This is a genomic window from Chthoniobacterales bacterium (assembly GCA_018883245.1).
GTDB lineage: Bacteria > Verrucomicrobiota > Verrucomicrobiia > Chthoniobacterales > JACTMZ01 > JACTMZ01.
The window spans coordinates 1-25,972 of record VEQL01000037.1 but is presented as its reverse complement, the minus strand read 5'-3'; the positions used below and the strand labels follow the sequence as shown (position 1 = coordinate 25,972).

Here is a 25,972-nt window from a genome sequence, read left to right as displayed (position 1 = left end):
GCCAACGGCGACGCGCACATCGAACTCGACATCAACGGGCAGAAGAAATCGTTCAGCCCGCCGGAAATCAGCGCGATGATTTTGGCCAAGCTCAAATCCGACGCGGAAGCCAAGCTCGGCGAAAAGATCACGCAGGCGGTCATCACCGTCCCGGCCTATTTCAACGACTCGCAGCGCAACGCGACAAAGGACGCCGGCAAGATCGCGGGCCTCGAAGTGCTGCGCATCATCAACGAGCCCACCGCGGCCTCCCTCGCCTACGGCCTCGACAAGAAGAAGGACGAAAAGATTGCCGTCTATGACTTGGGCGGCGGCACGTTCGACATCTCGGCGCTGGAAATCGGCGACGGCGTTTTCGAAGTGAAAGCGACCAACGGCGACACGCATCTCGGCGGCGACGACTGGGACCACAAGATCATGGATTGGATCATCTCGGAGTTCAAAGCGGACACCGGGATCGATCTCTCCAAGCAGCCCGACGCCGTGCAGCGCATCAAGGAAGAGGCGGAAAAAGCCAAGATCGCTCTCTCCTCCGCGCAGGAATACGAGATCAACCTGCCGTTCGTCACGGCCGACGCCTCGGGTCCGAAGCACATCCAGAAAAAGCTCACCCGCTCGAAACTCGAGCAGCTCACCGACGACCTCTTCACACGCACGATCAAACCGGTCGAGGCGTGCTTGAAGGACGCAAAACTCGGCAAGAGTGATGTGAACGAACTCGTTCTCGTGGGCGGCATGACCCGCATGCCCAAGGTCATCGAGACGGCCAAGAACCTCATCGGACGCGATCCGCACCGCGGCGTGAACCCCGACGAAGTCGTGGCCATCGGCGCGGCCATCCAAGGCGGCGTGCTCAAGGGCGACGTGAAGGACGTGCTCCTGCTCGACGTCACCCCGCTGACCCTCGCCATCGAGACGGCCGGAGGCATCGCCACGCCGATGATCCCGCGCAACACGACCATCCCGACGAAAAAGTCGCAGATCTTCTCGACCTACAGCGACAACCAGCCGGGCGTGGAAATCAAAGTGCTGCAAGGCGAGCGGCCCATGTCGAAGGACAACAAGCAGCTCGGCACGTTCCATCTCGACGGCATCCCGCCGGCGCCGCGCGGCGTCCCGCAGATCGAGGTCACATTCGACATCGACGCCAACGGCATTCTCAACGTCTCGGCCAAGGATCTCGGCTCCGGCAAGGAGCAGAAGATTTCCATCACCGGCTCGAGCGGACTGAGCAAAGACGAAGTGGATCGCATGCAGAAGGAAGCCGAGGCCCACGCGGCCGAGGACGCCAAGGCCAAGGAAGGCGTGGAAGTGCGCAACAATGCGGACTCGCTCGCTTACCAATGCGAGAAGCAGCTCAAGGACCTGGGCGACAAGGTGGCCGGACACCTCAAAAAGGATGTCGAGGACCTCGTGACCAAGGTGCGCGATGCGCTCAAAGGCTCGGACACCGACGCAATCAAGTCGGCCGCCGACGCCCTGCAGGCGAAGTTCCAGGAAGTCAGCAGCGAACTCTACAAACAGGCCTCGGCCCAGCAGGCCCCGCCCCCGCCGCAAGGCGGCGAGGCAGCCGGTCCCGGACCGCAGGCTTCGGCCGGCGGCGCCCAGAAAGAGGGCGACGTCGTCGATGCCGAGTTCGAAATGGTGGACGAGGACAAAAAGAAATAGTCCGCACCGGAATTTGAACCCGCGCAGGCGGACGGGTGTCCGTCTGCGCATTCAACATCAACCCAACAAACCAAACGGAGGAAACACAACAACATGGCAGCCAAAGTCAAACCTATCGGCGACCGCGTGCTCGTTGAGCCGCTCGACGAAAAGGAAACGATCAAAGGCGGGATCATCATTCCCGACACCGCCAAAGAGAAGCCCCAGGAGGGCAAAATCGTCGCCGTGGGCACAGGCAAAACCGACGACAACGGAAAGAAAATCGAATTCGTTGTCAAAGCCGGAGACAAAGTGCTCTTCAGCAAATACGGCGGCACCGAAATCAAGGTGGACGACAAGTCTTACCTCATCATGCGCGAGGACGACATCCTCGGCATCCTCGGCTAACTGAAAACTGTAAACTGAATCACTGAAAACTAAATCATATGGCAGCTAAACAACTGGAATTCGATGAGGCCGCGCGGCACAGCCTGCTCCGCGGCGTCGAGAAGCTGGCAAAAGCCGTCAAGGCGACCCTCGGGCCGTCGGGACGCAATGTCATCCTCGACAAGAAATTCGGCAGCCCGACCATCACCAAGGACGGCGTCACCGTCGCCAAGGAGATCGAGCTCGAAAATCCTTACGAGAACATGGGCGCCCAGCTCGTCCGCGAAGTCGCGTCCAAGACGTCCGACATCGCCGGCGACGGCACCACCACGGCAACCGTTCTGGCCGAAGCGATCTACCGCGAAGGTCTCAAGAACGTGACCGCCGGTGCGAACCCGACATCCTTGCAGCGCGGCATCAACAAAGCCGTCGATGCGATCGTCGCCGAACTCGGAAAAATCTCGAAGAAAGTCTCCGACAGCCACGAGATCGCGCAGGTCGCGACCGTCTCGGCCAACTGGGACACCAAGATCGGCGAGATCATCGCCGACGCGATGGACAAAGTCGGCAAGGACGGCACGATCACCGTGGAGGAAGCGAAGTCGATCGAAACCACTCTCGACGTCGTCGAGGGCATGCAGTTCGACAAGGGCTATCTCTCGCCCTACTTCGTGACCAATGCGGAAGGCATGGAAGCCGTTCTTGAGAACGCCTACATCCTCATCCACGAGAAAAAGATCAGCAGCCTGAAAGACCTTCTGCCGCTGCTCGAGAAAGTCGCCAAAGGCGGCCGTCCGCTCCTCATCATTGCCGAGGACGTGGAAGGCGAAGCGCTGGCGACCCTCGTGGTCAACAAACTCCGCGGCACCCTGCAGGTGTGCGCCGTCAAAGCCCCCGGCTTCGGCGACCGCCGCAAGGCCATGCTCGAAGACATTGCCGTCCTCACCGGCGGCCGTTGCATCACCGAGGATCTCGGCATCAAACTCGAGAGCATCTCGCTCGATGACCTCGGCAAAGCCAAGCGCATCGTCGTGGAAAAAGAAGCCACCACGATCGTCGAAGGCGAAGGCAAGAGCAAAGACATCCAGGGCCGCGTCGCCCAGATCCGCCGTCAGATCGAGGAAACGACCAGCGATTACGATCGCGAGAAGCTCCAAGAGCGCCTCGCCAAGCTGGCCGGCGGTGTCGCCGTCATCAATGTCGGCGCCGCGACCGAGACCGAGATGAAGGAAAAGAAAGCCCGCGTCGAAGACGCCCTCCACGCCACCCGTGCGGCGGTCGAGGAAGGCATCGTCCCCGGCGGCGGCGTCGCCCTCATCCGCGCCCAGAAGGCGCTCGCCAACCTCAAACTCGAGGGTGACGAAGCCATCGGCGCCGGGATCGTGAACCGCGCCGTTGAGCAACCGCTCCGCACGCTCGCCGACAACGCGGGCCAGGAAGGCGCGCTCATTGTCCAAGAGGTCAAAAAGGCCAAGGGCAACGAGGGCTACAACGTCGCCACCGGCAAATACGAGGACCTCGTGAAGGCCGGCGTGGTTGACCCGACCAAGGTCACCCGCAGCGCGTTGCAAAACGCCTCGTCCATCAGCGGACTCCTCCTCACCACCGAGGCTCTCGTCACCGAGATCCCCGAGAAGGAGAAGGCCCCCGCCATGCCTCCGGGCGGCGGAATGGGCGGCATGGACTACTAAGACATCCGGCAACAGCCTGAGCTATCACACCGGGGCGGCCTCGCGGCCGTCCCGGTTTTTTTGTGCGCAGAGCGGTCCCTTGACGGATAGCGTCTGTGTGTAATTCTACATATATGGCTACCAAGACTATCGCCGTTGATGCGACCGTTCACCGCAAACTCGCCGGGCGGAAGCGGGAGAGCGAATCGTTCACCAAACTGCTCGATCGGCTGGCTAACGCCGACACCGGCCACGGCACGTGTGCCGACGCCGTGCGGGAAGCCGCCGAGATTTGGGGCAAAAGCAGCGCTAGCAAAACCGAAGCAGACAAGTTCGAGTCGATGGTCAAAGCCAACCGCAAGGCGGCGAAGTGGGATGTCGAAACGCCGTGATCTGCATCGACACGACCGTTCTGATCGACGAGTTCCGCGCGAAAGGAAATCTGTCAGCACCCGTGAATCGCGCCCTCATCGCGCACGGCGCTGAAACCCTCATCGTTCCCGCGGCTGCCGCGGGCGAATTTCTCGACGGGGCATCGACGATCTCCGAACAACGGATGCAAGAAGCACTCTTCTTGCTGCGTCGTCGGAACGTGGTGCCTGCCGGTCTCGATATCGCCGAACATTACGGCAGCATCGCCTCTGTTCTGCGCAAGGCAGGCAAACTCGTAGGTCGGTCACACAACGAAATCTGGATTGCTGCGACAGCACGATGCCACGGGGCCCGCCTGCTGACGCGGAACCCGAAAGATTTCCGCCACGTCGAGGATCTTTGTATGGTCAGCTATTGAGCGCGATTGTGGATTGCCGAGCACGCCGGGCAAGCACACAGCGCTCCAAATGGGAGGCGGCAATCGTCATCACTGGCGAGCTTGGATTTGCAACTTATCCCCAAGCCTCGCAGGGTGGCGCAGGGTCATGGCGGAGCGGATGGCAAGGCGCGAGCAGGGAGCGATGCCTCTGCGCATCGTGACTGGCGAAGCAACACCGCCAGACGCCCCGCCATGGCCCTGCCCGGGATGGTTGCGGCGCTTTCCAACCGTGGCCGCGTCGCGGCGCCCGGGACTGTATTGCGGAGGATACAGCCGCTTCGCTTGCTCCTTGCCACAAACGAAAATTATCCGCAGCGCCACCACGCCGGATTTTGGGGTAGGTTCCAGAGTCATTTGCAGCGAGGATCCCGACAGCGGCCGGAAATTAGGGCGCGACACCGTCGAAAATCCTTTTGCCTGATACATCTCCTATGCGCCTTCTGTTTTTTCTACTCGTTGCAGCTCTGGCTGCCTTGCCCGTCGCAGCCGAAGAACCGCTTTCGCGGATTGCCTTCGGTTCGTGCGCGAACCAGAACCGCGAACAACCCGTCTGGGAAGCCATCAACAAGACAAAACCCCAGCTGTTCATCTTCATGGGCGACAATGTTTATGCGGATACCGCAGAGCCGGCCGAGTTTCGCGCGTCCTATGACAAGCTTTCGGCTATCCCGGCTTTCGCCAAGCTTCGCGCGAGTTGTCCGATCATCGCCACGTGGGACGACCACGACTACGGGAAGAACGACGCCGGCGCGGAATGGGAAGGCAAGCATGCGGCCAAGACGGCGTTCATGGATTTCTTCCGCACGCCGCAGGATTCCCCGCTGCGTTCGCGCGACGGAGTTCATGACAGCTATGTTTACGGACCTGACGGCAAACGGGTGCAGGTGATCCTGCTCGACACGCGCTGGTTCCGCGGACCGCTGGAGCGGCTCGACGATGCGGACCACCGGAAGCTGAAAGCCGAACGCGGAAATTGGAACGGCCCTTATGTTCCTGCGAAGGCGAGCGACTCCACGATGCTCGGCGAAGAGCAATGGAAATGGCTGGAGGCGCAACTCAAGATCCCTGCCGAGATCCGGATTATCGTCTCGAGCATCCAGGTTATCTCCGACGAAAACGGCTGGGAGAAGTGGGGCAATCTTCCGCGCGAGCGCAAGCGCTTGCTGGACCTTGTCCGCGACAACGCGACCGGCGTGATCTTTCTTTCGGGCGACCGGCATGTGGCCGATATCTCCATGCTGCCGCCGGAGACCGATGGCGGGCCGTTCTATCCGGTCTATGACGTCACCACGAGCGGTCTCAACCAGAACGGACATTCAAAGGAACCGAACCGTTTCCGCGTCGGCACGGAATTTCCATTCGGAAAATCCAACTTCGGCCTGATCAAAATCGACTGGAAGGCCGAGGATCCCGTGATCCGTCTCGAGGTGCTCGATACGGCCGCGGAAGTCGTGCGTGAGGCGAAGACTACGCTTGGCACACTGAAGCCCTGCACCCGGTAAAAACTTTCCTCCCTAGGAAGAAGGTGGAACCCAACCCGCGCTGCGTGCGGTCTGCAATAAGGCACGGCGGCGGTGGTAGGCAGAAGCATCGAGCGACGTTAGCTGCCCCACAACCAACGAGCCCAAATCCAGCTCGCGGATGCAGTGATGAAGCAGGGCAAGGCACGCCACCGCATCGAACAATGCATCATGCCAATCCGCTCCCGGACACGTCGCGCGCACCCGGGATTCCAAACCGAGCGTGCCAACCACCGCGCCCAGCGAGTAGTCCGGCATTTCGGGCCAGACCGCGCGGCTCAGCGCCAGCGTGTCGAGCCAGGGACCGAAGCCGTGCATGGGAAAGGCACGCAGAAACCGGCGCTCCGTGCCCGCGCCGTGGGCGACGACAACCGCGCCGGACAAACGCGATTTGAATTCCGGCCAGAGTGCCGTCATGGACGGCGACCCATCCGTTTGCTCGTCGCCGATACCATGCACCTTCCGCGCGGCACGCGTCACCCGAACCGGAGGCCGAATAAAACTCCGGAACATGCAGGTGAAGCTCTCCCCTTCGGCGGGGCGCCAGACAGCCATGCCGACTTGGACGGGTTCGTCTTCCGCGCCGGCCGAAGGGCCCGTGCTCTCGAAATCCAACGCCGCCCACGCCGCCTCAAGCACCGGCGTCTCGAGCAAGCTCATCGCACATCAACCCGGAGACGCCCGCGATTTTCGCGCTCGCTCTTTGCCGCGGCACGCAACAGCTTTTCCGTCGTCACCCAATCGATGCAGCCGTCGGTGACGGACAGCCCGTAGCGCAGCTTCCTCCGGTCGGACTGCACCGGCTGGTTTCCTTCCTCGATGTAGCTCTCGAGCATCGCGCCGATGATCGACGTCCGGCCGCGGCGCCGCTGGGCGAGCACGCTGCGCCACGCCAGCGCCTGCTTGCGCGGGTTTTTGGCCGAATTGGCATGACTGCAGTCGACCATGAATCCGGGATGCAAACCTGCCGCGCGGAGACGTCGTTCGGTCTCCGCAGTGTGACGCGATTTGTAATTCGCCCCTTCGCGCCCGCCGCGCAGCACGATGTGGCTGTCGGGATTGCCCGCCGTGGTGACGACGCTGGTGCCGCCGTCCTGGTCGATGCCGAGAAAACTGTGGCACGAACGCGCGGAAAGCAGCGCGTCGAGCGCAGTCTGTATGCTGCCGTCGGTGCTGTTCTTGAATCCGACGGGCATCGAAAGACCGCTGGCCATCTCGCGGTGCGTTTGCGACTCGGTGGTGCGCGCGCCGATGGCCGCCCAACTTACGACGTCCGCGAGGTATTGCGGCACGATGGGGTCGAGAAATTCGGTCGCGGCAGGCAGCCCGAGCGCCGTGATTTCCACGAGCAGCTTGCGGGCGAGACGCAGCCCTTCCTCAAGGTTGCAGGACTCGTCCATGCGCGGATCGTTGATCAAACCCTTCCACCCCACTGTCGTGCGGGGTTTCTCGAAATAGACGCGCATGAAGATGCAGAGCGTGTCTCCAAGTTCGCGGCGCAAGGCGGCCAGCCGTCGTGCATAGTCGAGGGCGCCGGCCGGATCATGGATCGAGCACGGGCCGACCACGGCGAGAAAACGGGTGTCGCGCCCGTGCAGGATCGCCTGCGCCTCGGACCGCCCGCGTGCAACCGTCTCCAAGCTGGCCTTCGATGCGGGAAACTCCCTTTTGATCATCCGTGGGGAAACGAGCCGTTCGACGCGACTGACACGCACGTTTTCGAGCGGACGACGCGGGGTAGATGTTTTTTTGGATGCCATGACCGAGCGGAGAATGAACCCGTCATTAAGCCGCAACCCGGCCCGCCGCGCAATTCACGACTTGCGCAAAGGCTTTGCGACCAGTTCCGGACAGGGCTACTTTTCACCCATGACCGTCACGCAGGATCCCCAACCGGCCGGCTTCGGCCGCCGGCTCGAGGGCACGTTGCGCAACTTCTACCGCGCCAGGCGCGCCGGGGAGTCGCTCTTGCGGCGTGCCCTGCGCAGACCGCGCACCGTGACGGAAAGCCCCAATTTGCTGCCGCTCCTCATCAAGGTGCTGGCCGGATTCGCGCGCGTGGACGGCGAACTCCTCGAGGAGGAAATCGACTCGAGTTTGGGCTTTCTCCGCTACGACTACCCCGAGGCGGTTTACTCGGAGTTGCGGCAGCTTTTCCGCCAAGCCCTGCAGGAAAAACCCGACCTCTCCGCCATGGCGAGGGAGCTTCGGGGCAAACTGAGCGAGGACCGAAAAATCCTGCTCGGCATCCAGCTTTACGACCTCGTCCACCGTGCGGGCATGAACACGGACAACATGGCGGCCTATTACTCGTTCATGGAGCAACTGGGCACCGCATCGCAGGCCATCGACATCGTTTACCAGCTCAACAGCGACATGCCCTCGCCCCGCGGCGAGTTCTTCGAGGCGGATTCTTCTCCACTCGAGGTCATCACCTTCGGGTCGGACCCCGCGGCCGATGTGCAACTCAAGGAGCTGAGCGGCGACAACCGGCTGACCGCCTACCGCCACGGCGATCTCCTGCTGGTGAAAAACTTGTGCGACCATCCGATCTCCGTGCAGGGACGTGCGCTGCGGCCCAAGGAATTCTGCCGCGTCTATCCCGGACAGCGGCTCGCGGTGGACGAGAAAGTCCTGACCCACCAGGACCTCGTGTTCTATTTCAACGCGAAGAAAAACCTCTCGCTGGCCCACATCTTCGTCACGGTCACGAAAGACAACGAGATCCAGCTGGAAAAAAGCCGCACGCGCGACAGCTGCCTCGAAGTGCGCTTCGGACTGAAGATTCTCGTCATCGCGCTCAAAGATGTGGATGCCGAACTCAACGGTGTGCGCCTGCGCAAGGGGGCGCATGTCGAGGCGACACTCGAGGAAACGATCGTGTTCGACAACGACACGATCCTGAGCCTCAGCGACCTGCGACGCCACGCGCGCTCCTACGGCGGTCGTTTCCACTTGAAACATTCGAAGACGACCTACCTCGTCTCGAACAACCCCGCGCTGCTCGACGAGGACGACATCCTGCTCGCCCCTGGAGCCGGCGGGGAAATACTGCTCAAGATTTTCTGCGATTTCGACCGGCTGGTCGGACGCCTCGAAGTGCTGAAGAGCGACCATCCGATCATGGTGGGCGAAACACCCGTTCGCAACGACGCGCCGCTGAGCGACGGAGACACGATCCAGATCGATGCCAACCAGGCGCTGCGCTGCAATTTTTCCGAACGTCTCCTCGAGGAGGAAAGGAACGTCGTCCACCATCTCGATGTGCGCGACCTCGTTTGCCGCTTCAAAAACGGGGCACTGGGTCTGGACGGTGTGAGTTTCTCGGCCACCCGCGGCGAGATGATCTGCGTGATGGGCGCAAGCGGCTGCGGCAAGAGCAGCCTTCTCCGCGCCCTGTCCGGCCAGTTCCCGCCCGTGCGCGGCGAGGTTCTGTTCAATGGCATCTCGCTTTACGAGAATTTCGAGAGCCTCAAACAATACGTGACCTACATCCCGCAGTTCGACGCCTTCGACGAGCATCTCACCATCGGCGAGAACCTCGATTTCGCCGCCGCCATACGCTCCCCGTATCTCTCGCGCCGCGAGCGCTCACGACGAATCGACGGTAAGCTCGCGGAACTCGGCCTCAACGAGAGACGCGACAGCGTGGTGGGCGCGGCGCAGAAAAAGACTTTGAGCGGCGGGGAACGCAAACGCCTCAACATCGGCCTCGACATGATCGGATCGGCCGACATCTACCTCTTCGACGAACCCACTTCGGGCCTGTCGTCCAAGGATTCGGAGCACGTCATGGAGATCATCCGGGCCATGGCGCACAACAAGATCGTCATCGTGACGATCCACCAGCCCAGTTCGAAGATTTTCCAGATGTTCAACAAAGCGATCCTGCTCGACCGCGGGGGTCGCCTCGTGTTTTTCGGGACACCGGCGGAAATGCTTTCGTATTTCGCCGAAGCCGAGCACCAGCAGCACTTCGGCACTCCTCTCGGGGGCTGCCCGGCATGCGGGACCACGCGCCCGGAGTTTGTCTTCGATGTGCTCGAGACGCCGCTGCGCGACCTCGGAGGTGACGTGATCTACGAGGAAAACGACCGCGGACAACTCGTGCCCGTGCGCCGCTATTCGCCGGATTTCTGGCGCGACAAATACGAGGCTTGGCGCCTGATGCGCGATGTGCGGCAGCCGTCCGCCGAACCGCCTTCGCCCGACACCTCCGGCGTGCTGGCGGAGCCCCGCCGCTCGTGGCGCACGGCGATCCGCGACGAATTTCTTCAATTCAGGACGCTGCTTTTCCGGGCATTCATCAGCAAGCTCCGCAATCGCGGGAATCTGATCACCACCATGATCGAAGCGCCTGCGCTCGCCGCGCTCATCGGCTCGGTCCTGCGCTACACCGAGGAAGGCACCTACGACTTCGCATCCTCGTTCCACATCCCCACCTATCTTTTCCTGTCGCTGGTCGTGGCGATGTTCCTCGGCCTGACCAACAGCGTGGACGACATCATCCACGACCGGCCCGTGCTGCAGCGCGAGCGCAACCTCAACGTGCGGCTGGGATGGTATATACTCGCCAAAGTTCTGACGCTTTCGGTGTTCGCCGTCATCCAGTGCGTCCTGTTCATCCTCATCGGCAATTACATCCTCGAGGTCCGCGGGATGTTCTGGATTTTTCTCGCCGCGATGGTTCTGACGGCGGTGAGCGGCATCGCCATAGGACTTCTCATCTCGAGCCTGGCCAACGAGGGCAAAACGGCGGTCAACATCATCCCCATCGTCCTGATCCCGCAGATCATCCTCGGCGGCGCGCTGATCAAATACGAGGAGATGAACAAGAACCTCGACTTCGTCTATTCGATCAGCCGCTGGTTTTCCCAGAACCCCGATGCAGCGGAGCCGCGCAGCAATCTGCAGGTGCCGCTTATCTGCGAGTTCATGCCCATGCGCTGGTCTTACGAGGCGCTTGTCTATGCCCAGGCCAAGCTCAATCCGCTGACCGGACGCCAGGAGCAAATCCAGCAGCAAATCAATGCTCTGGCCAAGACCCCCGATCTCGACGAGGCGGGGCGGGAACGCCTCGAGGATCTCAAGGAACTGCTCGCCTCGCTTTCCGGTCTGCATTCGTCCGATGCACGCGGAGTGCAAAAGCGAATGAAGGAAATGGACCGCACGATCAAAGGCGGCGCGCTGAGTCCCGCGTTGCTCGAACCCGGGCCGGCCGGGGTGACCGCGGAGCGCCTGTTCGTCAACCAGAAGGTGACGGACCTCGTCAACAAGGCGGAGATGGAGCAGAGCGATTACCGCGAAAGCCGCTTCCTCAATGTTTTCTTCGGTCCCGAAAAGCGCTACTTCGGCATCCAGGCGGGCGTGCTCGCTTTCAACTTCTGGGTTCTCCTGGTTTCATCGCTCGCCATGTTCCAAGCCCTCTATTTCATCCTGCGCCACCAACTGAAGACGCGGATTTCATGATGCCGCTGGAGGACAATTTTTCGGACATCGTCGGCAAGGCGCTTCGCGGGCTTGCGATGTCGGAGGCAGACGCGGCAGCGGCGGCCGGAATTTCCGCCGACGAAGTGCGCAATCTGCTCGATGGGGAATTCGACGAAACCACGGTGCAGGCTTTGGCCCCGGTGCTCGGGCTTGAGGCGGCTTCCCTTGCCCGCATCGCGCGCGGTGCATTCGCACCGCAAGCCGCCCCCCCGCCCTGGCTGGTCTCCGTGACCACAGACTTCGGGGGAATGACCGTCAATGCCTACGTGGTCTGGGACCTCGAGACGCGGCACGCCGCCATCTTCGACACGGGTGCCGATGCCGGTCCGCTGCTCGACGTCGTGAAACGCAACGAACTGGAGGTGGTCGCCATTTTTCTCACGCACAGCCACGCCGACCACATCGGCGCACTGGCCCGCCTGCAAAAGGCGGTCGGCGCGGAGGCCTGGTCTTCGGAGCTCGAGCCGGTGCCCGGAACCAAACGCTTCCGCCCGGGTGATTTGTTCAATGCCGGACGACACTTCATCCGCACGCGACTGACCTGCGGCCACAGCCCAGGCGGGACCACATTCCTTATCGAGGGCCAAGTCGTGAAAGTCGCCATTGTCGGGGATGCGCTCTTCGCAGGTTCGATCGGGGGCGTGCGCGGCGACTACACCGCCGCGCTCGAGCACATTCGGCGTGAAATTTTTACTCTGCCGGACGACACGATCATCTGTCCGGGACACGGACCGATGACCACCGTCGGCCAGGAAAAGACGGGAAATCCTTTTTTCGCATGAGCGCGCAGGAACAGCCGAAGCTTCGCGAACTCAAAGCGCGGTCGCAAAAACTCAAACCGGTCATCCACGTCGGTCATGATGGCATTTCGGCGCCATTGGTAGCGGCGCTCGGCCAAGCACTCTCAGATCACGGGTTGGTCAAGGTGCGTTTCACGGACCACAAGGAAGATCGCAAGCAGCTTGCCGCGGAACTCGCCGCAGCTTCCGGCTCGCGGATCGTTCTGCAGGTGGGCCACACGGTGACGCTCTACCGTCAGCCGGCAGCTTGACTGCAAGGTGGGCGCCTCAGCGGTTGGTATCCTCGCGCACTTCCTGAATGTAGCTCACCGCCACCAGAGCGCTTGTCACCGTGGTCTGGTCGAGCAGGTGGCGCATATCGACAAATTCGCCCGATTCCACCACGCGACGCATCTCAACATCCACGTCATGCGTCCCGCCCGGAGGCGGCGCACCGCGGAAGAACACCGCATGGTTGTGCAGCACCTCGGTCTGCGTCCCTTTGTTGGCGGGATTGACGTAAAACATTCGTCGCAAGCAAGCCTCATCGATCCCTGAACGATCGGCTGTCAGATCCTCCCCAGCACCGCAAATCAGCGCGGTGGTTCCTTGGTTGCGCGGTGTCTTGTCCGACTCGAACCAATGCGGAAAATTCGAAGGATCGGTGATCGGCTTGCCGTTGGACGGACGATTCGAGAGCAGCGGCGACTTCGTGACGCCCGCGCCAAAGGCCTCGTGGATCTCCGCGCGCATGGCGATTCCGAGAACACCGCGAAAATCCGCACGGCGCTCGCGGGCCAGATCGAAAAACGAGCGGTAGATGTCCCGCACCGTCGCCGGCCGCCCCTCGGGCGCGTTGAATTCCACGAACTCGTTGAAGCCGCCGCGAAGGCTGGCGTTGAAGCCCGTCTGCAGGACAACCTCGGTCGAAGCCTTGCGAGGAATCATGTAATCCGGCGTGTCGTTGCCGTCGGTCGGCAGCCACACCATCGTTCCGGCCACCATCAGGGCCTCTCCCATCACCGGAAGATAATCCGCCGGGGTCGCGCCCAGCGCGCCGAGGCCGAGCGAGTATTCGGTCTCGAAGAACGGCTTTCCGGCGACAAGTTGCTCCGTGATCGCGCAGTCAATGACATTGGCGATGTCGCCAAGGATGTCGATGGTCCCGGCGCCGGTGCCGACCCGATAAAACGCGAATCTTCCGTGCTTTGTCTCCGCGGTCTCCCGCACCCCTCCGGCACCCCCGCCAGAATCACGCAGCCCGCCCACGGCATCCTGCACGGTCCCGAACACGGCAATGAGGCCCGACAATCCGGACATTTCCAGCACGGAAGCGCAGAACGGCTGGAGATTAGCGACCGCAAGCGCACCCCCACGGGCGGCGATGGATTTTAGCAAGCCGAGCAACACGCGGACCCCGGCGCTACTCAGGTAGGAAAGATCGCTGCAGTCGAGGATCACCCGGTCATGAAATGGCGCATCGGCGAAGACCTGTGCCGCCTCTTTGGACCCATGGCCGTCGAGGCGACCTTCCAGTCTCGCCACACCGATCCCCGACTCCTCGCTCCAGCTGATCTTCATGACGCGAGTTTCTTGCGCAGGGTGAGCACATTCCACTCGCCGTCACGCTCGTAGGTCTGGCTGTCGGTCAGCTTCTTGCAGAAATGGATGCCCAGTCCGCCGATCGGACGTTCCTCCGCCGGCAAAGTGGTGTCGGGATCTTCCCTCAGCAAAGGATTGTATTCCCGGCCGCGATCGCGGATGCGCATCACAAGCTCTCCGTCGTCCGAGGACAGCTCGACCGTCGCCGCGTGCTGGCCTGCGGGAACCGCACCGTAGTCGATCACATTGGTGACAAGCTCTTCGACCACGATCTGCAGGGCGAAAAGATCCTTGTCCGACAAACCGGCCTCTGCCGCAAAACCAGCCGTGAACGGCTCGAGCTTGGCCAACTCCGCGCGATCGGAAAGAAATTCGGCGATGGCTTTCACGGAAAACAAAGTTCGACCAATGACACGTCGTCGTCGAAAGCCGGCTGGCTGTTGAGATTGCGCAGTTGGTCCATGATCGATGGGACGGCACCTTGATGCGGCGCGCGCGAAAGCAGTTCCCGCAATGCGCCGTGGCCCATCATCGTGCCGTCGTGCCGCAGGATCTCGTAGGCGCCATCGCTGAATACAAAGAGGCGGCTTGCGGGCGGTATCACCACTTCGACCGAGCCGAATTTCATCCCGGGACAAGCCCCGATCACCGGTCCCTTGGCGGCGAGGATCTCGGTTGTTCCGTCGGCCCGCACCAGAACGGCAGGCGGATGCCCGCCGGCGGCAAAACGCATGGCCCGCGTGACAGGATCATAGATGCCGCACCACGCGGTGAAGAACATCTCCCCGTGTTTTTCCATGGGGAAGGCAGCATTCAACCCTGCGAGCACCGCACCGGGATCGCGGAAATCGACCCCGGGCAGCGATTCGGCGCGGATCACGTTGAGCACGCTGATGGAAAGCAATGCGGCGCCGACGCCGTGACCGCAGACGTCGAGCAGGCAGATGCCGAATTTTCCGTCCGGCGCCGGACCGTAATCGAACGCATCTCCTCCGAGTGAGGAGGACGGAAGAAACTCCCATTCGGCGCGCACGGCCCCGTCTTTCAAAGGCGCGGGTAAAACGCTTTGCACGTAGGCCGCAGCCTCCGAAAGTTCGGCCGCCAACTTCTCCTGGCTTTCCTTGAGGGCGGTGAAAGCCGCCTGTTCGGCATCACGGAGCCTCTTGCGGTCGAGCGATGCACCGATCCTCGCGCGGAGCAAAACGGGATTGAAAGGCTTGGGGAGATAATCCTCGGCGCCGAGTTCAATGCATTGCACGACACTTTCGATCTGGTCGAGGGCCGAAATCATGATCACCGGAATGTGCCGCAGTTTTTCGTCCGTTTTGATGCGACGAAGCACCTCGCGTCCGTCCATCCCCGGCATCATGATATCGAGCAGCACGAGGTCGAAAGACTCTGCATCCAACCGCGCCAACGCGGTCTCACCGTCGTGCATCGAAACGCAGCTGTGCCCTTCTTTTTCGAGCCGCCGCTGCAGAACCGTGCAATTTTCCGGTTGGTCATCGACGATGAGGATGCGTGCGGCCAGAGCGGCGGGCGCCACGACATCCGCGTCCATGGCGACAGGGGCGCCGCTGCCGGAGGCGCTTGCAGCGGCGCCATGCCCGGCGCTGATTTTTTCCGCCGGATTTCCCACCACGGCGATGCGTCCGGGTTGGATTTCCCGCGTGATCAGTTCCGCCAGTCCTCGCGCCGCGCGTCCGATTTTCTCCAAGTCTTCGCGCGTCCGAGCGTGCGCCTCGCCTTCGAGGTCCTCGGCGACGAGTTCGGAATAACCGATGATTTGGTTTAACGGCGTGCGCAGGTCGTGGCGCAAGGCGGCCACAGCTTCGTCGCCGTATGCGGGCGTCTCAGACATTCGGAATGAACTTGGCGATTTTCTCGAGGAGGCGCGGCAATTCGATCGGCTTGGTGTCGTAGTCGTCGCAGCCCGCGGCCATTGCTTTTTCCCGGTCGCCTTCCATTGCGTGCGCAGTCAGGGCAATGACGGGTATCTTCGCCAACTCGGAATCGTCCTTGATGGTGCGGGTCGCCGTCCATCCGTCCATCACCGGCAGACTCATGTCCATCAGGATGAGATCCGGTCGCTCGCTGCGCGCCATATCGACGCCCTGCTGCCCGTCCACGGCCATCACGATGGCGAAACCCCGCCGTTCGAGTCGGCGCGAGAGCATGTCGCGGTTCAATTCGTTGTCTTCAACAAGGAGGATTTTGGCCATGAATCAAGTATTGCCTAATCTGCTGCGGATGGCATCGAGCAAATTCTCCCTCTGCCCTGCGCCCTTGCGGAGCGTTCCCATCACGCGCCCCGAAAGCTCCTCACGTTCCGCGGGAGTAAGATCCTTGGCCGTGAGAACCACTACGGGAATGGCGGCGAAGTCCGGACCTTCCATGCGAAGGGCATCCAAGAAGGCAAAGCCGTCCATCTCCGGCATCATCAGGTCGAGCACGATGAGGGAAGGCCTCGCGGCGTGGACCATCGACAATGCCTCGCGTCCGTTACGGGCGTGCCGGCACTTTCTGCCATCGGCTTCCAAGGTCCTTCGGACGATGTCCGCAGACATCGGGTCGTCCTCGACGATAAGAATGTCCTCCGTTTTGTCACCCACGCAACGCGAGACCGCCTGCAACACACGCGACTTGTCGATCGGCTTCGCAAGGTAGTCGGTCGCACCGAGGGCGAAACCCATGGGCCGATCCTCGACCATGGTGAGCATGACAACGGGAATATCCGCCGTCGCCGGGTCGGCCTTGAGCGCGGACAACACCGCCCATCCATCCATGCTGGGCATCATCACATCGAGAGTGATCAGGTCCGGTCGCCGCTCTTTTGCTTTGGCGATACCGGCCGGGCCGTTGGCGGCTGCAACCACGCTGTAGCCTTCCTTCTCGAGCATGCGACGAAGGAGGTCGCGGGAATTCGAATCGTCGTCGATGACGAGCAATGTCCCTCGTCCGCCGCCCGGGGTGGCCTCGCCCGCGGGCTCGGCGGGGAGCGGCTGCTCCTCGGTTGCCGGCGGGGTCGGCTCCTTGGCCTCGAGCGGGAGGATCGCAGTAAACGTGCTGCCTTTGCCCGGAGAGCTTTCGACCGTGATGTCGCCCCCGAGCATGCGGCAGAATTTTCTGCTGATTGCCAAGCCGAGACCCGTGCCGCCGTATTTGCGCGTGGTCGAGGCGTCCGCCTGCACGAATTCGGAAAAAAGTTTTTCCATCTGGTGCGGCTCCATGCCGATGCCCGTGTCCGTCACCGCGAAGGAAACCATGCCGTCCGCGCGCTTCGCGACTTCAAGCGTGATTTTGCCGCCCTCGGTGAATTTGCAGGCATTGCTCAGCAGATTGAACAACGTCTGGCGGAGCTTCGTGATATCGGTGCGCATGGATCCCGCATCCGGCGGGCACTTCAACTCGAAGGTGTTCCGGTTTTTCGCGACCAGCGGCTCGATTGTTGTGGCCACGTCGCGCACAGATTGCCCGATATTCACCGGCTCGAGAAACACCGTCATGCGTCCGGCCTCGATTTTCGAGAGGTCGAGAATGTCGTTGATAAGCTGCAGCAGGTGTTTCGCCGAGGAGAGGATTTTGTTCAAATCCGCCTGCATCCATTTTTCCCCGGTGTCCTCGGCCTCCTCGAGCAGCATCTCGCTGTAGCCGATGATCGCGTTCATCGGCGTGCGCAGCTCGTGACTCATGTTTGCAAGGAATGCGCTTTTGGTTTTGTTCGCTTCCTGAGCCGCCTCTCGCGCCTCATCGGCGTCCTCGACCGCTTTCTTCAATTCCGTCGTGCGCTCAGCCACCGTCTTTTCGAGATTGGCGTTCCATGCGGCGAGACTCTGCTCGCGCTGGCGGATTTCATCGGCCATGCGGACGAAAGCACGCCCGAGGTCGCCGACCTCGTCCCCCCGTCGCAGCAGGGGCACCAGAGCTTTCGGATCGTGGTGCCCGGCTTCGATCTCGGCAGCCGCATGCGTGAGTTGCTGGAGCGGCGCAGCCACACGCCGCGCCACGAGCGACACCACGCCGACGAGCAGGAGAAGACCGCCGATGCCCACGGCTGCCGAACGCCAGGCCAGTTGGCGCAGGGGCGCCATGACATCGTGGTAAGGCACATCCAAGACCACCTTCCATCCGGTCGGTTGCACGAGCGCCCAGTAGACGATGCGGCGCCCCGCACCCTTCCCGTATTCCGCGAATCCCGACGGGGCCGACATGATCTGTGCTCCCGCCGCAAGGTCGATCACCTTCGCGCCGGGCGCATCCGGCCCGATCATCAAGGAAGAATCAGGGTGCGAAATAACCGTGCCCCCGGCACTCACCAAATAGGCGAAATCGCTCTCGGCTCCAATTTGCTGCGCGAGGTCCACATCAACCCTTTTCATCATCGTCTTGATCTCATCCAGAGCGATGTCGATGCCCGCGATACCGATGAACCGCCCGGCGTCGTCGATGATCGGCGCGCTCACCGTGAGCATCGTCACTTTCGACCCGTCCACGTCGAAATAAGGCTCCGTCACAAATACCCGCCCCGACTTCTTCGCGCCCCAATACCACGCGGCAGCCGGAATATCGCGATCGTAAGGAGCCGTGTTGACTGTGCGCTCCGGATAATTGCGCCGGTCGATCCACGGCATCGACATGGGATCGCGAAAGTCCACGCCCTCGAATGTGTAGAAAACCCCGAAAACCTCCTCCGGCGGGAAGCAGTTGATGAGGCGCCGGAGACGGTCGAGCACATTGTCCGGCGGCTTCGGACCACGTATGGCCTGCTCGGCCGCCATCGTGGTGACCACACCCGTGACGCGAGAGATCAGCCCGCCGATCTCAGCTGCATGCAACTCCACTTCCCTGAGCGCTTCGTTGTTCGTCTGTCGGATGACCTGCCGGCGCCCCGCCGTGTAGGAAAGAAGCACCAGAACCACCAGAACGGCACCCGCCGTGAGAGCCGTCCAGATGGAAAGCTGGCCCGCGAGGGTGTTCAGACCGAAAAACCGGCGCATAGAGCGCACCTTTCCTATCTCCGAACAGGCCACGCGGCAATGTCATTGGCACGGAGAAAATCCTTGCTGGCGCGCAGCCGCGGGCCTCAGATTCGGCCCATGCATTGCTCTTTCGTCACCGACTCGGACGTCCTTGTCGCCTGCCCCGCAGGCCGCATCGACACCACAACCTACAACGATTTCAAGAATCTGCTGAACGGCGAACTGGACAAAACCGGGGCCAAACATCTCGTCATCGATCTTTCCGGTCTTGAATATGTGAGCAGCGCCGGCTTCCGCGAATTCTTCCTCGCCGGACGCCGCATGAGCCGCGACGGAGGCACCCTTTCGGTCTGCTCCTTTCAACCGCAGGTGAAAGAGCTTTTCGACATCGCGCAATTCATGACCGCCTATGCGGTTCACGACACGCGCGAAGCAGCGGTCGCCGCAGCCAAAGCCGCACGATGAAAATCACCCGCAAGCCTCGCGGCGAGGCGACAGTCCTCGCCCTCGAGGGCAAACTCAACCAAGCGAGCGCCGATGCGCTCCACTCCGCCGCGATGGAAATCGCCGGTGATGCCGACTGCAAACTTCTTGTCATCGACATGGGCGGCGTGGATTTCATCGCCAGCGTGGGCATACGCTCGCTTATCCGTCCCTCCCAATCCATGGCCATGCGCGGCGGAAAACTCGCCGTGGCAAACCTGAATCCCCAGATCGACGAATTTTTCCGCCTAACCGGACTCGACCAGATGTTCCGCGTCTTCACGACCGTGGAAGAAGCCGTCGGCGACACGGCCTCCTGAAAAATGCCGGCGGAGGGGGTCGAACCCACACTCCCTTGCGGGAAACGGATTTTGAGTCCGTCGCGTCTGCCAGTTCCGCCACGCCGGCTTGAGAAGCAGCGATAAATAGCTTACGCCGGGTTCCCTGACAACCATCAGGATTCGTTTTGTGCCTTTGGAGCACGGTTCACCGCGCAGGAAACATGCGGCACCGTGCCGCCCCGGACGGTCCGCAGAAGCACAAAAAAGCAGCTCTGCGTGTCACGGCGGGAGTTATCGAAAAGCTCGCGGCGCAAATATCCTCGGCGAATTTCCGCCGGTTAACGCACGACACGCGCGCTGCCGCCCTTCATCAATTTCTCCACTTCCTTGCGCGTGGCCATGGAAGTGTCGCCCGGCGTGGTCGAGGCCAACGCACCGTGGGCCGCGCCGTAATCGACGGCGAGTTGCGGATCGTTGTGCTCGAGGAATCCGAAAGCCAACCCACTGGCGAAGCTGTCTCCCCCGCCCACGCGGTCAAGGATGTCGAGACCCGGGTATTTGCGACTCTCGTAGAACTTGCCATCATGCCAGCAGATCGCGCTCCAGTCGTTCTTGCTCGCGGTGATGACCCCGCGGAGCGTCGTCGCCGCTACTTTGAAGTTTTTATATTCCTTCACCGCGGCTTCGATCATGTGCTTGAAAGCGTCCGTTTCGATGTTGCTCAGGTTGTGATCGATTCCTTCAACCTCGAAACCAAGCGAGGCGGTGAAGTCCTCCTCGTTGCCGATCATCACATCGACGTATTTGGCGATCTCGCGATTCACTTCGCGCGCCTTGGACTGTCCGCCGATCGACTTCCAGAGCGACGGCCGGTAATTGAGGTCGTAGCTCACGATCGTCCCGTATTTTTTGGCGGCCTGCACCGCCTCGATGGTCAGGTCCGCGGCGGATTCTGACAGCGCGGCAAAAATACCGCCGGTATGGAACCACCGCGCTCCGAGTTTGCCGAAAATGTGATCCCAATCGAAGTCACCGCGCTTGAGTTGCGATGCCGCGGTGTGCCCGCGATCGGGCACGCCGACCGCACCGCGCACGCCGAATCCGCGCTCGGTGAAATTGAGACCATTGCGGACGGAGCGGCCGATGCCGTCATCCTCGCGCCACTTGATGAACGCGGTATCCACACCACCCTGCATAATGAAATCCTCGATCAGGTGACCGACCTCGTTGTCCACGAACGCCGTGCAGACGGCCGTCTTCAGGCCGAAGCACTTCCGAAGTCCGCGGGAAGTGTTGTATTCGCCGCCCCCCTCCCACGCGGTAAACTGGCGGGCGGTGCGCACGCGACCCTCGCCGGGATCAAGGCGAAGCATTACCTCGCCGAGCGAAATCTGGTCGTAGTGGCATTCGGATTTGTTGCGGAGCGGGAGTGACATGATGTTCCTATTTGCGGTTAGAAATTTTCTACCAGGGATTTGTTCGGATCGGCCATCGGTATGGCCATCGCGATGCGGTGCGGCAGGAAGAAGAATCTCGGTCGTGGGGCGGGCACTGCTTCCATTGACGATTTCCGGGGCAATCCGACGAAATAATTACGCCCAGCAGCTGATCAGAAGCGATACAAAATTCCGACCGACCGACGCAGACGGCGAGCTTTCTCTTCCCGAGTCCGAATCCACCCACGGCCTGCCCGATAACAGGATGAACTCCATGCGGCATGCGCCGGGTCCCACGACTGCGCCTCTTCGCGATACCGGCAAGAAAGGCTTGCAGCAAAAATTCCATTCATCGCTCGCCGTTGACCGTCCGATCGCACGCGAACAAACTACCTTGGCAACGTCCTTCACCCAATGAAGCAACAACTCAAAAGCATCTCGGTGCTCCAATCGAGCAAGGTGGTTGCCGCCCTCTATGCGGTCATCGGAATTTTCTACGCACTGGTCGGGATTCCTCTCCTGATCGGCGCCATCTTGGCAGGCAAGAAGGAACTCATGGCCATGGGTGTCATGTTTCTTCTCATGCCCGTTTTCACCGCCCTCGCCGGATTCGTCTTCTTCGCCATTTTTGCGGCAATCTACAATCTGCTGGCCCGCTGGCTCGGCGGCATCGAGGTTGAAATAGTTCCGTCAAAATAGCACCGCATTGAAAAACATTCGCCCCCTCCTCGCCCTGTTGGCGACTATGCTCGCCGGCAATACCGTCATGGCCACGGAAACCCCCGACTACAAAGTTCTCACCCGGGACGGAGCGTTCGAAGTGCGCGAGTATCCTGCACTCACGACGGTCCGCACCTCTGCGGGCAACGGCGATTTCATGCGCTTGTTCCGCTACATCTCCGGCGAGAACGAAGCGCAGCAAAAAATCGCCATGACAGCGCCCGTGCTCATGACAAGCGAGGGGGAAAAGTCGGCGATGAGTTTCATCGTGCCGCGCAGCGTGGCGGCCGGAAAAGTTCCATCGCCGAAGGACGAGGCGGTGACAACGGGCACCGTTCCTGCCGGGCGTTTCGCTGTTTACCGTTATTCGGGGCGCCGCAACGACGCCAACGAGAAGCAGGCTCTGGAGGCGCTTCGGGCATGGGTCGACAAACACAGGCTCGAAATCACCGGGTCTCCACTCTTCGGATACTATGACCCGCCCTGGACTCTGCCTTTCCTGCGTCGCAACGAAGTGATGCTTCCGGTTGCAGGGCCCCAGCCTTGAGCAGGCTGCCGACCTTCGCTTAGTCTGCCAGCCTTATGGGACGCCAATGGTTGCTGGCCAAACGCGAAGTCGCCTCCTTGCGCAAGTCGCAGGCGACGGGAAAGTTCATCCGCGAAATCACCATCGCCGCAAGACACGGGGGCGCGGACCCCTCGACGAATTCCCGACTGGCTGCCGCGTTGGAAAAAGCGCGCAAGGAAAGCGTGCCCAAGGACGCCATCGAGCGCGCTGTTGCCAAGGGAGCCGGCACCGGCGGCGACAAAACGGCACTCGAACACGTGACATTTGAAGGCTACGCGCCTCATAAAGTTCCGGTCATCGTCGAGGTCTTCACGGACAACAACAACCGCACCGCGCCGGAAATCCGCGTGCTCTTCAAAAAAGGCCAACTCGGCGCTTCGGGGAGCAACAAATTCCTCTTCGATAATGTCGGACTTGTCGAAGCCCATACAGCGAACACCGGCACGGACATCGAGGAAGCAGCCATCGAGGCGGGCGCGAACGAAGTGGAACCTCTCGCCCACGCTCAGAACGACGACATTCCCGAGGGTGCGTGCGGAGCGCGCTTCATCACCGATCGCGCAAATACACACACCGTGGCGAAATGGCTCGGAGAGCACGGCTGGACGATCGTGACAAGCGAACTCGGCTACGTGCCGAAGCAGTTCCCGGAACTCGCCGATGACCAGCGCGCCGAGGTGGGCGCATTTCTGCAAGCCCTCGACGACCACGACGACGTCCATCGCGTCTGGGCCGCGGTGAAATAATTCACCTCATTGGTCATGCATCCTGCCGTTCATGGCAGCGCCGGCGGTTGGTAGATGACCTGGTAAAAACCCTTGTCCGTTGCCACCGGCAAATCAAACACAGCCGAGGTTCCGCCGTTGGTAATGATCAAGGGGCTGGTGGATGCAGCCTGCTCCAGATCGCTCCACGCCTTGAGAACATAGGTTCCGTTCGTCACTGCAGGAGAAATTTCCAACGTCGCCATGTTATTGCCGACACCAAGCAGCGCAGCCTTCAGCGCGGAGTTCGCATTGTTCGGTTCCGTGCCCAGAAAATATTCGGCATGGTTGTTGACGCCGTCGCCATCGGCATCCGATCCCGCCGATGAGGCCGGCCGGCTCTCCCACGAAGCCCCGAAATTTTGCAAGCGCCATGCGTCGAAACTTGAAAGCTGGATGCTTAGCGTGCCCGTGGCTTCGCCCCGGTAGTTTTGGTCCGACACAACCGCCTGCACCTCGTAACTTCCAGTCGCGGATGGCGGTTGAGAAGCGCCGCTGTAAGTCAGAGACACCGGCAACCCCTCGGGATCTGTCGATGCCAGGACAGCTTTGGGCGTTCCGTCATAAAGTTGCGCGAACCCCGCAAGCGTGATGTTGGCAAGGGCCTTGTCCACGGTGAAAGAGTAAGGTGCGGCTCCGGCCGTCGCCGCGTTTGTGTCACAGGCAAAACCATCGGCATTGACGGCATAGTAGGAATAAGTGGTGCGCGCGCCGGAGTCGAAGTCGAGCTGCAGGAAATAATCCGAAACGCCGGCAGGAGCGTTGCTGATCACGGCTTTCCAGAACTGGTAGTCGCCGTTGTTGGCGTGCCACGAAAGCGCGTTCGACGACCACGATGCGGATGGCGAGGAGCGGTAAAAGAGCCAGCCGCCGGTCTGATTGACGAGCCCGCTCGTATTGATCCCGTTGGTGTTGTTGAATTTTTTGACGCCGGAATAGATCGTGATGCTGTTGGAATAGACGGGACTGCCCGGCGTGCGCATCGGAGAATTGAGCAGCGGCTCTGTGTAGGCCGGACGATGCCAGACAAGCGCCTGGGGCAGCGTATTCGGGTCTGCCGCAGGCAGCAGCTTGGCCAAATTGAGGCGTCCGCCTGTGACGCAAAGTCCGCTCAGGGAGGGAATGACATCGACCGCATTGGTATTGATGACACGGGCCACCCGCTGGGCAACCGTGTCGTTCGGATATTCGGCGATAAGAAGGGCGACTGCCCCGGCAACAACCGGCGCGGCGAAAGAAGTGCCCTGCCCCGACGTGTAACCAGAGTCGCTGGTGCCGGAGATGGTGGTGGACCACATTTCCACCCCGGGCGCCATCAAATCGACCGACGTGGCGCCGTAGTTTGAAAAGGACGCTTTGCCATCGTTCCGGTCTGTGGCACCAACGGCAATGATGTTGTTCAAAGCATAAGCCTGTCGAAACAGGAAAGTCTGTGACACGTATTCCGTGTAACTGGCCGGATAGAAAGGCGTGCTGTCGTTGTTTGTCCCATCGTTTCCCGCCGCCGCCACAAAAACTATTCCGGCTTGCTGCGCGCGGTAAATGGCAGCCGCCTCCGTGTTACCAGAAGCGAGGCTCCCGTAGCTCGCACTGATGACTTTGGCGCCCTTGGCGATGGCGTAGTCGATGCACTGGATGTTGTCGGAAGTCGATCCTGTGCCATCTAAGAATCGCAGCGCCATGATTTGGACGCCGGTCCAAGCCACGCCGCTGACGCCGAGGCCGTTGTTGCCGACCGCTCCGATGAGCCCGGCGCAGTGGGTGCCATGACTGGCCGTAGTCATGGGATCCCCGTCTCCTCCTAAGTAATCCGCCCCATACACATCATCGACCAGGCCGTTCCCGTCATTATCGAGGCCGTCAGCGGGAGTTTCCCCGGGATTCGTCCACATGTTCGCGGCCAAATCCTCGTGTGTGTAGCGGACGCCGGAATCGATGACAGCGACAATGACCTTGTTCGTGGAGCCGTAGGCGGCGGAGGTTCGCCGATCCCAAGCGCGGGGAGCCCTGATATCCTTGTCGATCTGGTTATTGTTGAAGAGATGCCATTGGCTGAAATCAGCCACACGGGGGTCGTTGGGTATGCGCATCGGTCGCACCAGAAAGTTCGGCTCCGCATACTCGGCAATTTGCGTTTGCTGCAGAGCCTCCACGGCATCCGGGACGGCCTCCAGCCGCGGAGGCAAGTCGGCAAGCCAAGTTCCCTCAGCGAAGGGCTCTTGGGCCAAGACTCCGCCAACCAGCTTCACCGCCGCCTGCAAAGACTCCCGAGTTGCACCGTCGGAGAGCCTCACGATCACCTGGTTTCCGACCATCTCTACCCGCCGAAGAACGCGCGGCGGAGATGAACCGTCGATCTCTTCCTCGACACGAACAAGGGAATGCTTGCCGGATGCCGACCAAAGCGATGCACGCATCTGCAATCCGGGTTTCCCGGGACAGGGCTCGAGAGACCAATCCAAAAGCTTCCACTCGGGATTTTCTTTCGGCGGAAGCGGACGCAGCGCATCGGCATCGGCTGCGGACGAGAGCATCTGATTGTTTGCGGCCACGATCGAAGTAGAACCGGCCGGCATTTGGGACGCTGAAGCAACCGCGTTCGGCGCCGCAAGATCCGGGGTCGGTTTCGCGACCGGAACAGGCAAACCCACGGATGCAGAATGAGGGAAGCGGTCGGGCAAAAAGCGCATCGTCAAAACCGCCGCCAAAATCATCGGCACTGCCAGCCACAGGTATTTGCGCGGTTTCATTTGGAAGGATTCGGACCGAAGTTCGGTTGATGAGTTTCGGACTTACAAGCCTTCGATTCCAATTCTTAACAAGAGGTGCACGTTG

At 61.3% G+C, this 25,972-nt stretch carries 24 protein-coding genes and 1 tRNA gene; 15 read left to right on the top strand and 10 right to left on the bottom strand.

All coding sequences use genetic code 11. The annotated features are described in order from the left end of the window. The 6 genes from dnaK to FGM15_11295 all read left to right on the top strand — a co-directional run. A partial coding sequence (dnaK, locus tag FGM15_11320) for a molecular chaperone DnaK (protein ID MBU3666447.1) occupies positions 1-1,668 on the top strand: 1,668 nt, incomplete at its 5' end. Between the two features lie 93 nt (positions 1,669-1,761). After that, positions 1,762-2,055 carry a co-chaperone GroES gene (locus FGM15_11315; protein ID MBU3666446.1) on the top strand — a complete coding sequence of 98 codons (294 nt, stop codon included), beginning with the start codon at positions 1,762-1,764 and terminating at the stop codon, positions 2,053-2,055. Positions 2,056-2,093: 38 nt separating this feature from the next. Beyond that, on the top strand, positions 2,094-3,725 hold the full coding sequence (groL, locus tag FGM15_11310; protein ID MBU3666445.1) for a chaperonin GroEL: 1,632 nt from the start codon (positions 2,094-2,096) through the stop codon (positions 3,723-3,725). Positions 3,726-3,838: 113 nt separating this feature from the next. Next, positions 3,839-4,096: a hypothetical protein gene (locus tag FGM15_11305; protein ID MBU3666444.1), complete on the top strand. Its 258-nt coding sequence runs from the start codon at positions 3,839-3,841 to the stop codon at positions 4,094-4,096. Continuing rightward, positions 4,075-4,494, top strand: coding sequence for a type II toxin-antitoxin system VapC family toxin (locus tag FGM15_11300; GenBank protein ID MBU3666443.1), 420 nt, complete (start codon positions 4,075-4,077; stop codon positions 4,492-4,494). The genes FGM15_11305 and FGM15_11300 overlap by 22 nt, the downstream gene beginning before the upstream one ends. A 452-nt stretch (positions 4,495-4,946) precedes the next feature. Next, positions 4,947-6,017 (top strand): alkaline phosphatase family protein, encoded by a 1,071-nt coding sequence (locus FGM15_11295; GenBank protein MBU3666442.1) that lies wholly within the window; start codon positions 4,947-4,949, stop codon positions 6,015-6,017. 12 nt (positions 6,018-6,029) lie between these two features. Here FGM15_11295 and FGM15_11290 read toward each other — a convergent pair whose 3' ends face one another. Both FGM15_11290 and FGM15_11285 read right to left on the bottom strand, forming a co-directional pair. Beyond that, the gene (locus tag FGM15_11290; protein MBU3666441.1) at positions 6,030-6,695 is read right to left on the bottom strand and encodes a 3'-5' exonuclease; all 666 of its coding nucleotides are present in this window, start codon (positions 6,693-6,695) and stop codon (positions 6,030-6,032) included. Then, on the bottom strand, positions 6,692-7,795 hold the full coding sequence (locus FGM15_11285) for a 3-deoxy-7-phosphoheptulonate synthase (GenBank protein ID MBU3666440.1): 1,104 nt from the start codon (positions 7,793-7,795) through the stop codon (positions 6,692-6,694). Before FGM15_11285 ends, FGM15_11290 begins: the two co-directional genes overlap by 4 nt. Here FGM15_11285 and FGM15_11280 point away from each other — a divergent pair. From FGM15_11280 to FGM15_11270, 3 genes are read left to right on the top strand one after another with little or no spacing between them, the layout of a single operon-like run. Further along, on the top strand, positions 7,794-11,504 hold the full coding sequence (locus tag FGM15_11280) for an ATP-binding cassette domain-containing protein (protein ID MBU3666439.1): 3,711 nt from the start codon (positions 7,794-7,796) through the stop codon (positions 11,502-11,504). The two genes, FGM15_11285 and FGM15_11280, sit on opposite strands and share 2 nt — an antisense overlap. Further along, complete coding sequence (locus FGM15_11275) at positions 11,501-12,307, top strand: MBL fold metallo-hydrolase (GenBank protein ID MBU3666438.1); 807 nt, start codon at positions 11,501-11,503, stop codon at positions 12,305-12,307. Before FGM15_11280 ends, FGM15_11275 begins: the two co-directional genes overlap by 4 nt. Beyond that, a complete protein-coding gene (locus FGM15_11270) occupies positions 12,304-12,576 on the top strand; it encodes a YhbY family RNA-binding protein (GenBank protein MBU3666437.1) in 273 nt (90 codons plus the stop codon). The genes FGM15_11275 and FGM15_11270 overlap by 4 nt, the downstream gene beginning before the upstream one ends. Before the next feature lie 16 nt (positions 12,577-12,592). Here the strand turns inward: FGM15_11270 and FGM15_11265 are convergent, their stop codons facing one another. Genes FGM15_11265 through FGM15_11245 form a run of 5 tightly spaced genes read right to left on the bottom strand, consistent with a single transcriptional unit; the run spans position 12,593 to position 18,903 of the window. Next, a complete protein-coding gene (locus tag FGM15_11265) occupies positions 12,593-13,885 on the bottom strand; it encodes an STAS domain-containing protein (GenBank protein ID MBU3666436.1) in 1,293 nt (430 codons plus the stop codon). Next, a complete protein-coding gene (locus FGM15_11260; protein MBU3666435.1) occupies positions 13,882-14,544 on the bottom strand; it encodes an ATP-binding protein in 663 nt (220 codons plus the stop codon). Before FGM15_11260 ends, FGM15_11265 begins: the two co-directional genes overlap by 4 nt. Continuing rightward, positions 14,292-15,767 carry a response regulator gene (locus FGM15_11255; protein MBU3666434.1) on the bottom strand — a complete coding sequence of 492 codons (1,476 nt, stop codon included), beginning with the start codon at positions 15,765-15,767 and terminating at the stop codon, positions 14,292-14,294. Before FGM15_11255 ends, FGM15_11260 begins: the two co-directional genes overlap by 253 nt. Then, the gene (locus FGM15_11250; GenBank protein ID MBU3666433.1) at positions 15,760-16,128 is read right to left on the bottom strand and encodes a response regulator; all 369 of its coding nucleotides are present in this window, start codon (positions 16,126-16,128) and stop codon (positions 15,760-15,762) included. The genes FGM15_11255 and FGM15_11250 overlap by 8 nt, the downstream gene beginning before the upstream one ends. Before the next feature lie 3 nt (positions 16,129-16,131). After that, positions 16,132-18,903 carry a response regulator gene (locus FGM15_11245; protein ID MBU3666432.1) on the bottom strand — a complete coding sequence of 924 codons (2,772 nt, stop codon included), beginning with the start codon at positions 18,901-18,903 and terminating at the stop codon, positions 16,132-16,134. On the opposite strand from FGM15_11245, the gene FGM15_11240 reads away from it, so the two are divergent. Together FGM15_11240 and FGM15_11235 are read left to right on the top strand one after the other, a co-directional pair. Beyond that, positions 18,736-19,350, top strand: a complete 615-nt coding sequence (locus tag FGM15_11240) for an STAS domain-containing protein (GenBank protein MBU3666431.1) — start codon at positions 18,736-18,738, stop codon at positions 19,348-19,350. The genes FGM15_11245 and FGM15_11240 overlap by 168 nt on opposite strands. After that, positions 19,347-19,688: an STAS domain-containing protein gene (locus FGM15_11235; protein ID MBU3666430.1), complete on the top strand. Its 342-nt coding sequence runs from the start codon at positions 19,347-19,349 to the stop codon at positions 19,686-19,688. Before FGM15_11240 ends, FGM15_11235 begins: the two co-directional genes overlap by 4 nt. A 4-nt stretch (positions 19,689-19,692) precedes the next feature. Here the strand turns inward: FGM15_11235 and FGM15_11230 are convergent. Together FGM15_11230 and FGM15_11225 are read right to left on the bottom strand one after the other, a co-directional pair. Beyond that, positions 19,693-19,776 (bottom strand) — tRNA-Leu (locus FGM15_11230). Between the two features lie 211 nt (positions 19,777-19,987). Continuing rightward, the gene (locus tag FGM15_11225; protein MBU3666429.1) at positions 19,988-21,085 is read right to left on the bottom strand and encodes a sugar kinase; all 1,098 of its coding nucleotides are present in this window, start codon (positions 21,083-21,085) and stop codon (positions 19,988-19,990) included. Positions 21,086-21,188: 103 nt separating this feature from the next. On the opposite strand from FGM15_11225, the gene FGM15_11220 reads away from it, so the two are divergent. From FGM15_11220 to FGM15_11205, 4 genes are read left to right on the top strand one after another with little or no spacing between them, the layout of a single operon-like run. Next, positions 21,189-21,503 (top strand): hypothetical protein, encoded by a 315-nt coding sequence (locus FGM15_11220; GenBank protein MBU3666428.1) that lies wholly within the window; start codon positions 21,189-21,191, stop codon positions 21,501-21,503. Further along, a complete protein-coding gene (locus FGM15_11215; protein MBU3666427.1) occupies positions 21,500-21,784 on the top strand; it encodes a hypothetical protein in 285 nt (94 codons plus the stop codon). The genes FGM15_11220 and FGM15_11215 overlap by 4 nt, the downstream gene beginning before the upstream one ends. Before the next feature lie 7 nt (positions 21,785-21,791). Further along, entirely contained in the window at positions 21,792-22,352 is a 561-nt protein-coding gene (locus FGM15_11210) for a heme-binding protein (protein ID MBU3666426.1), read from the top strand. A 35-nt stretch (positions 22,353-22,387) separates the two neighbouring features. Next, positions 22,388-23,119, top strand: coding sequence for a YebC/PmpR family DNA-binding transcriptional regulator (locus tag FGM15_11205; protein MBU3666425.1), 732 nt, complete (start codon positions 22,388-22,390; stop codon positions 23,117-23,119). A gap of 29 nt (positions 23,120-23,148) precedes the next feature. Here the strand turns inward: FGM15_11205 and FGM15_11200 are convergent, their stop codons facing one another. Continuing rightward, positions 23,149-25,887, bottom strand: a complete 2,739-nt coding sequence (locus FGM15_11200; protein ID MBU3666424.1) for a hypothetical protein — start codon at positions 25,885-25,887, stop codon at positions 23,149-23,151. Positions 25,888-25,972: the final 85 nt, after the last annotated feature.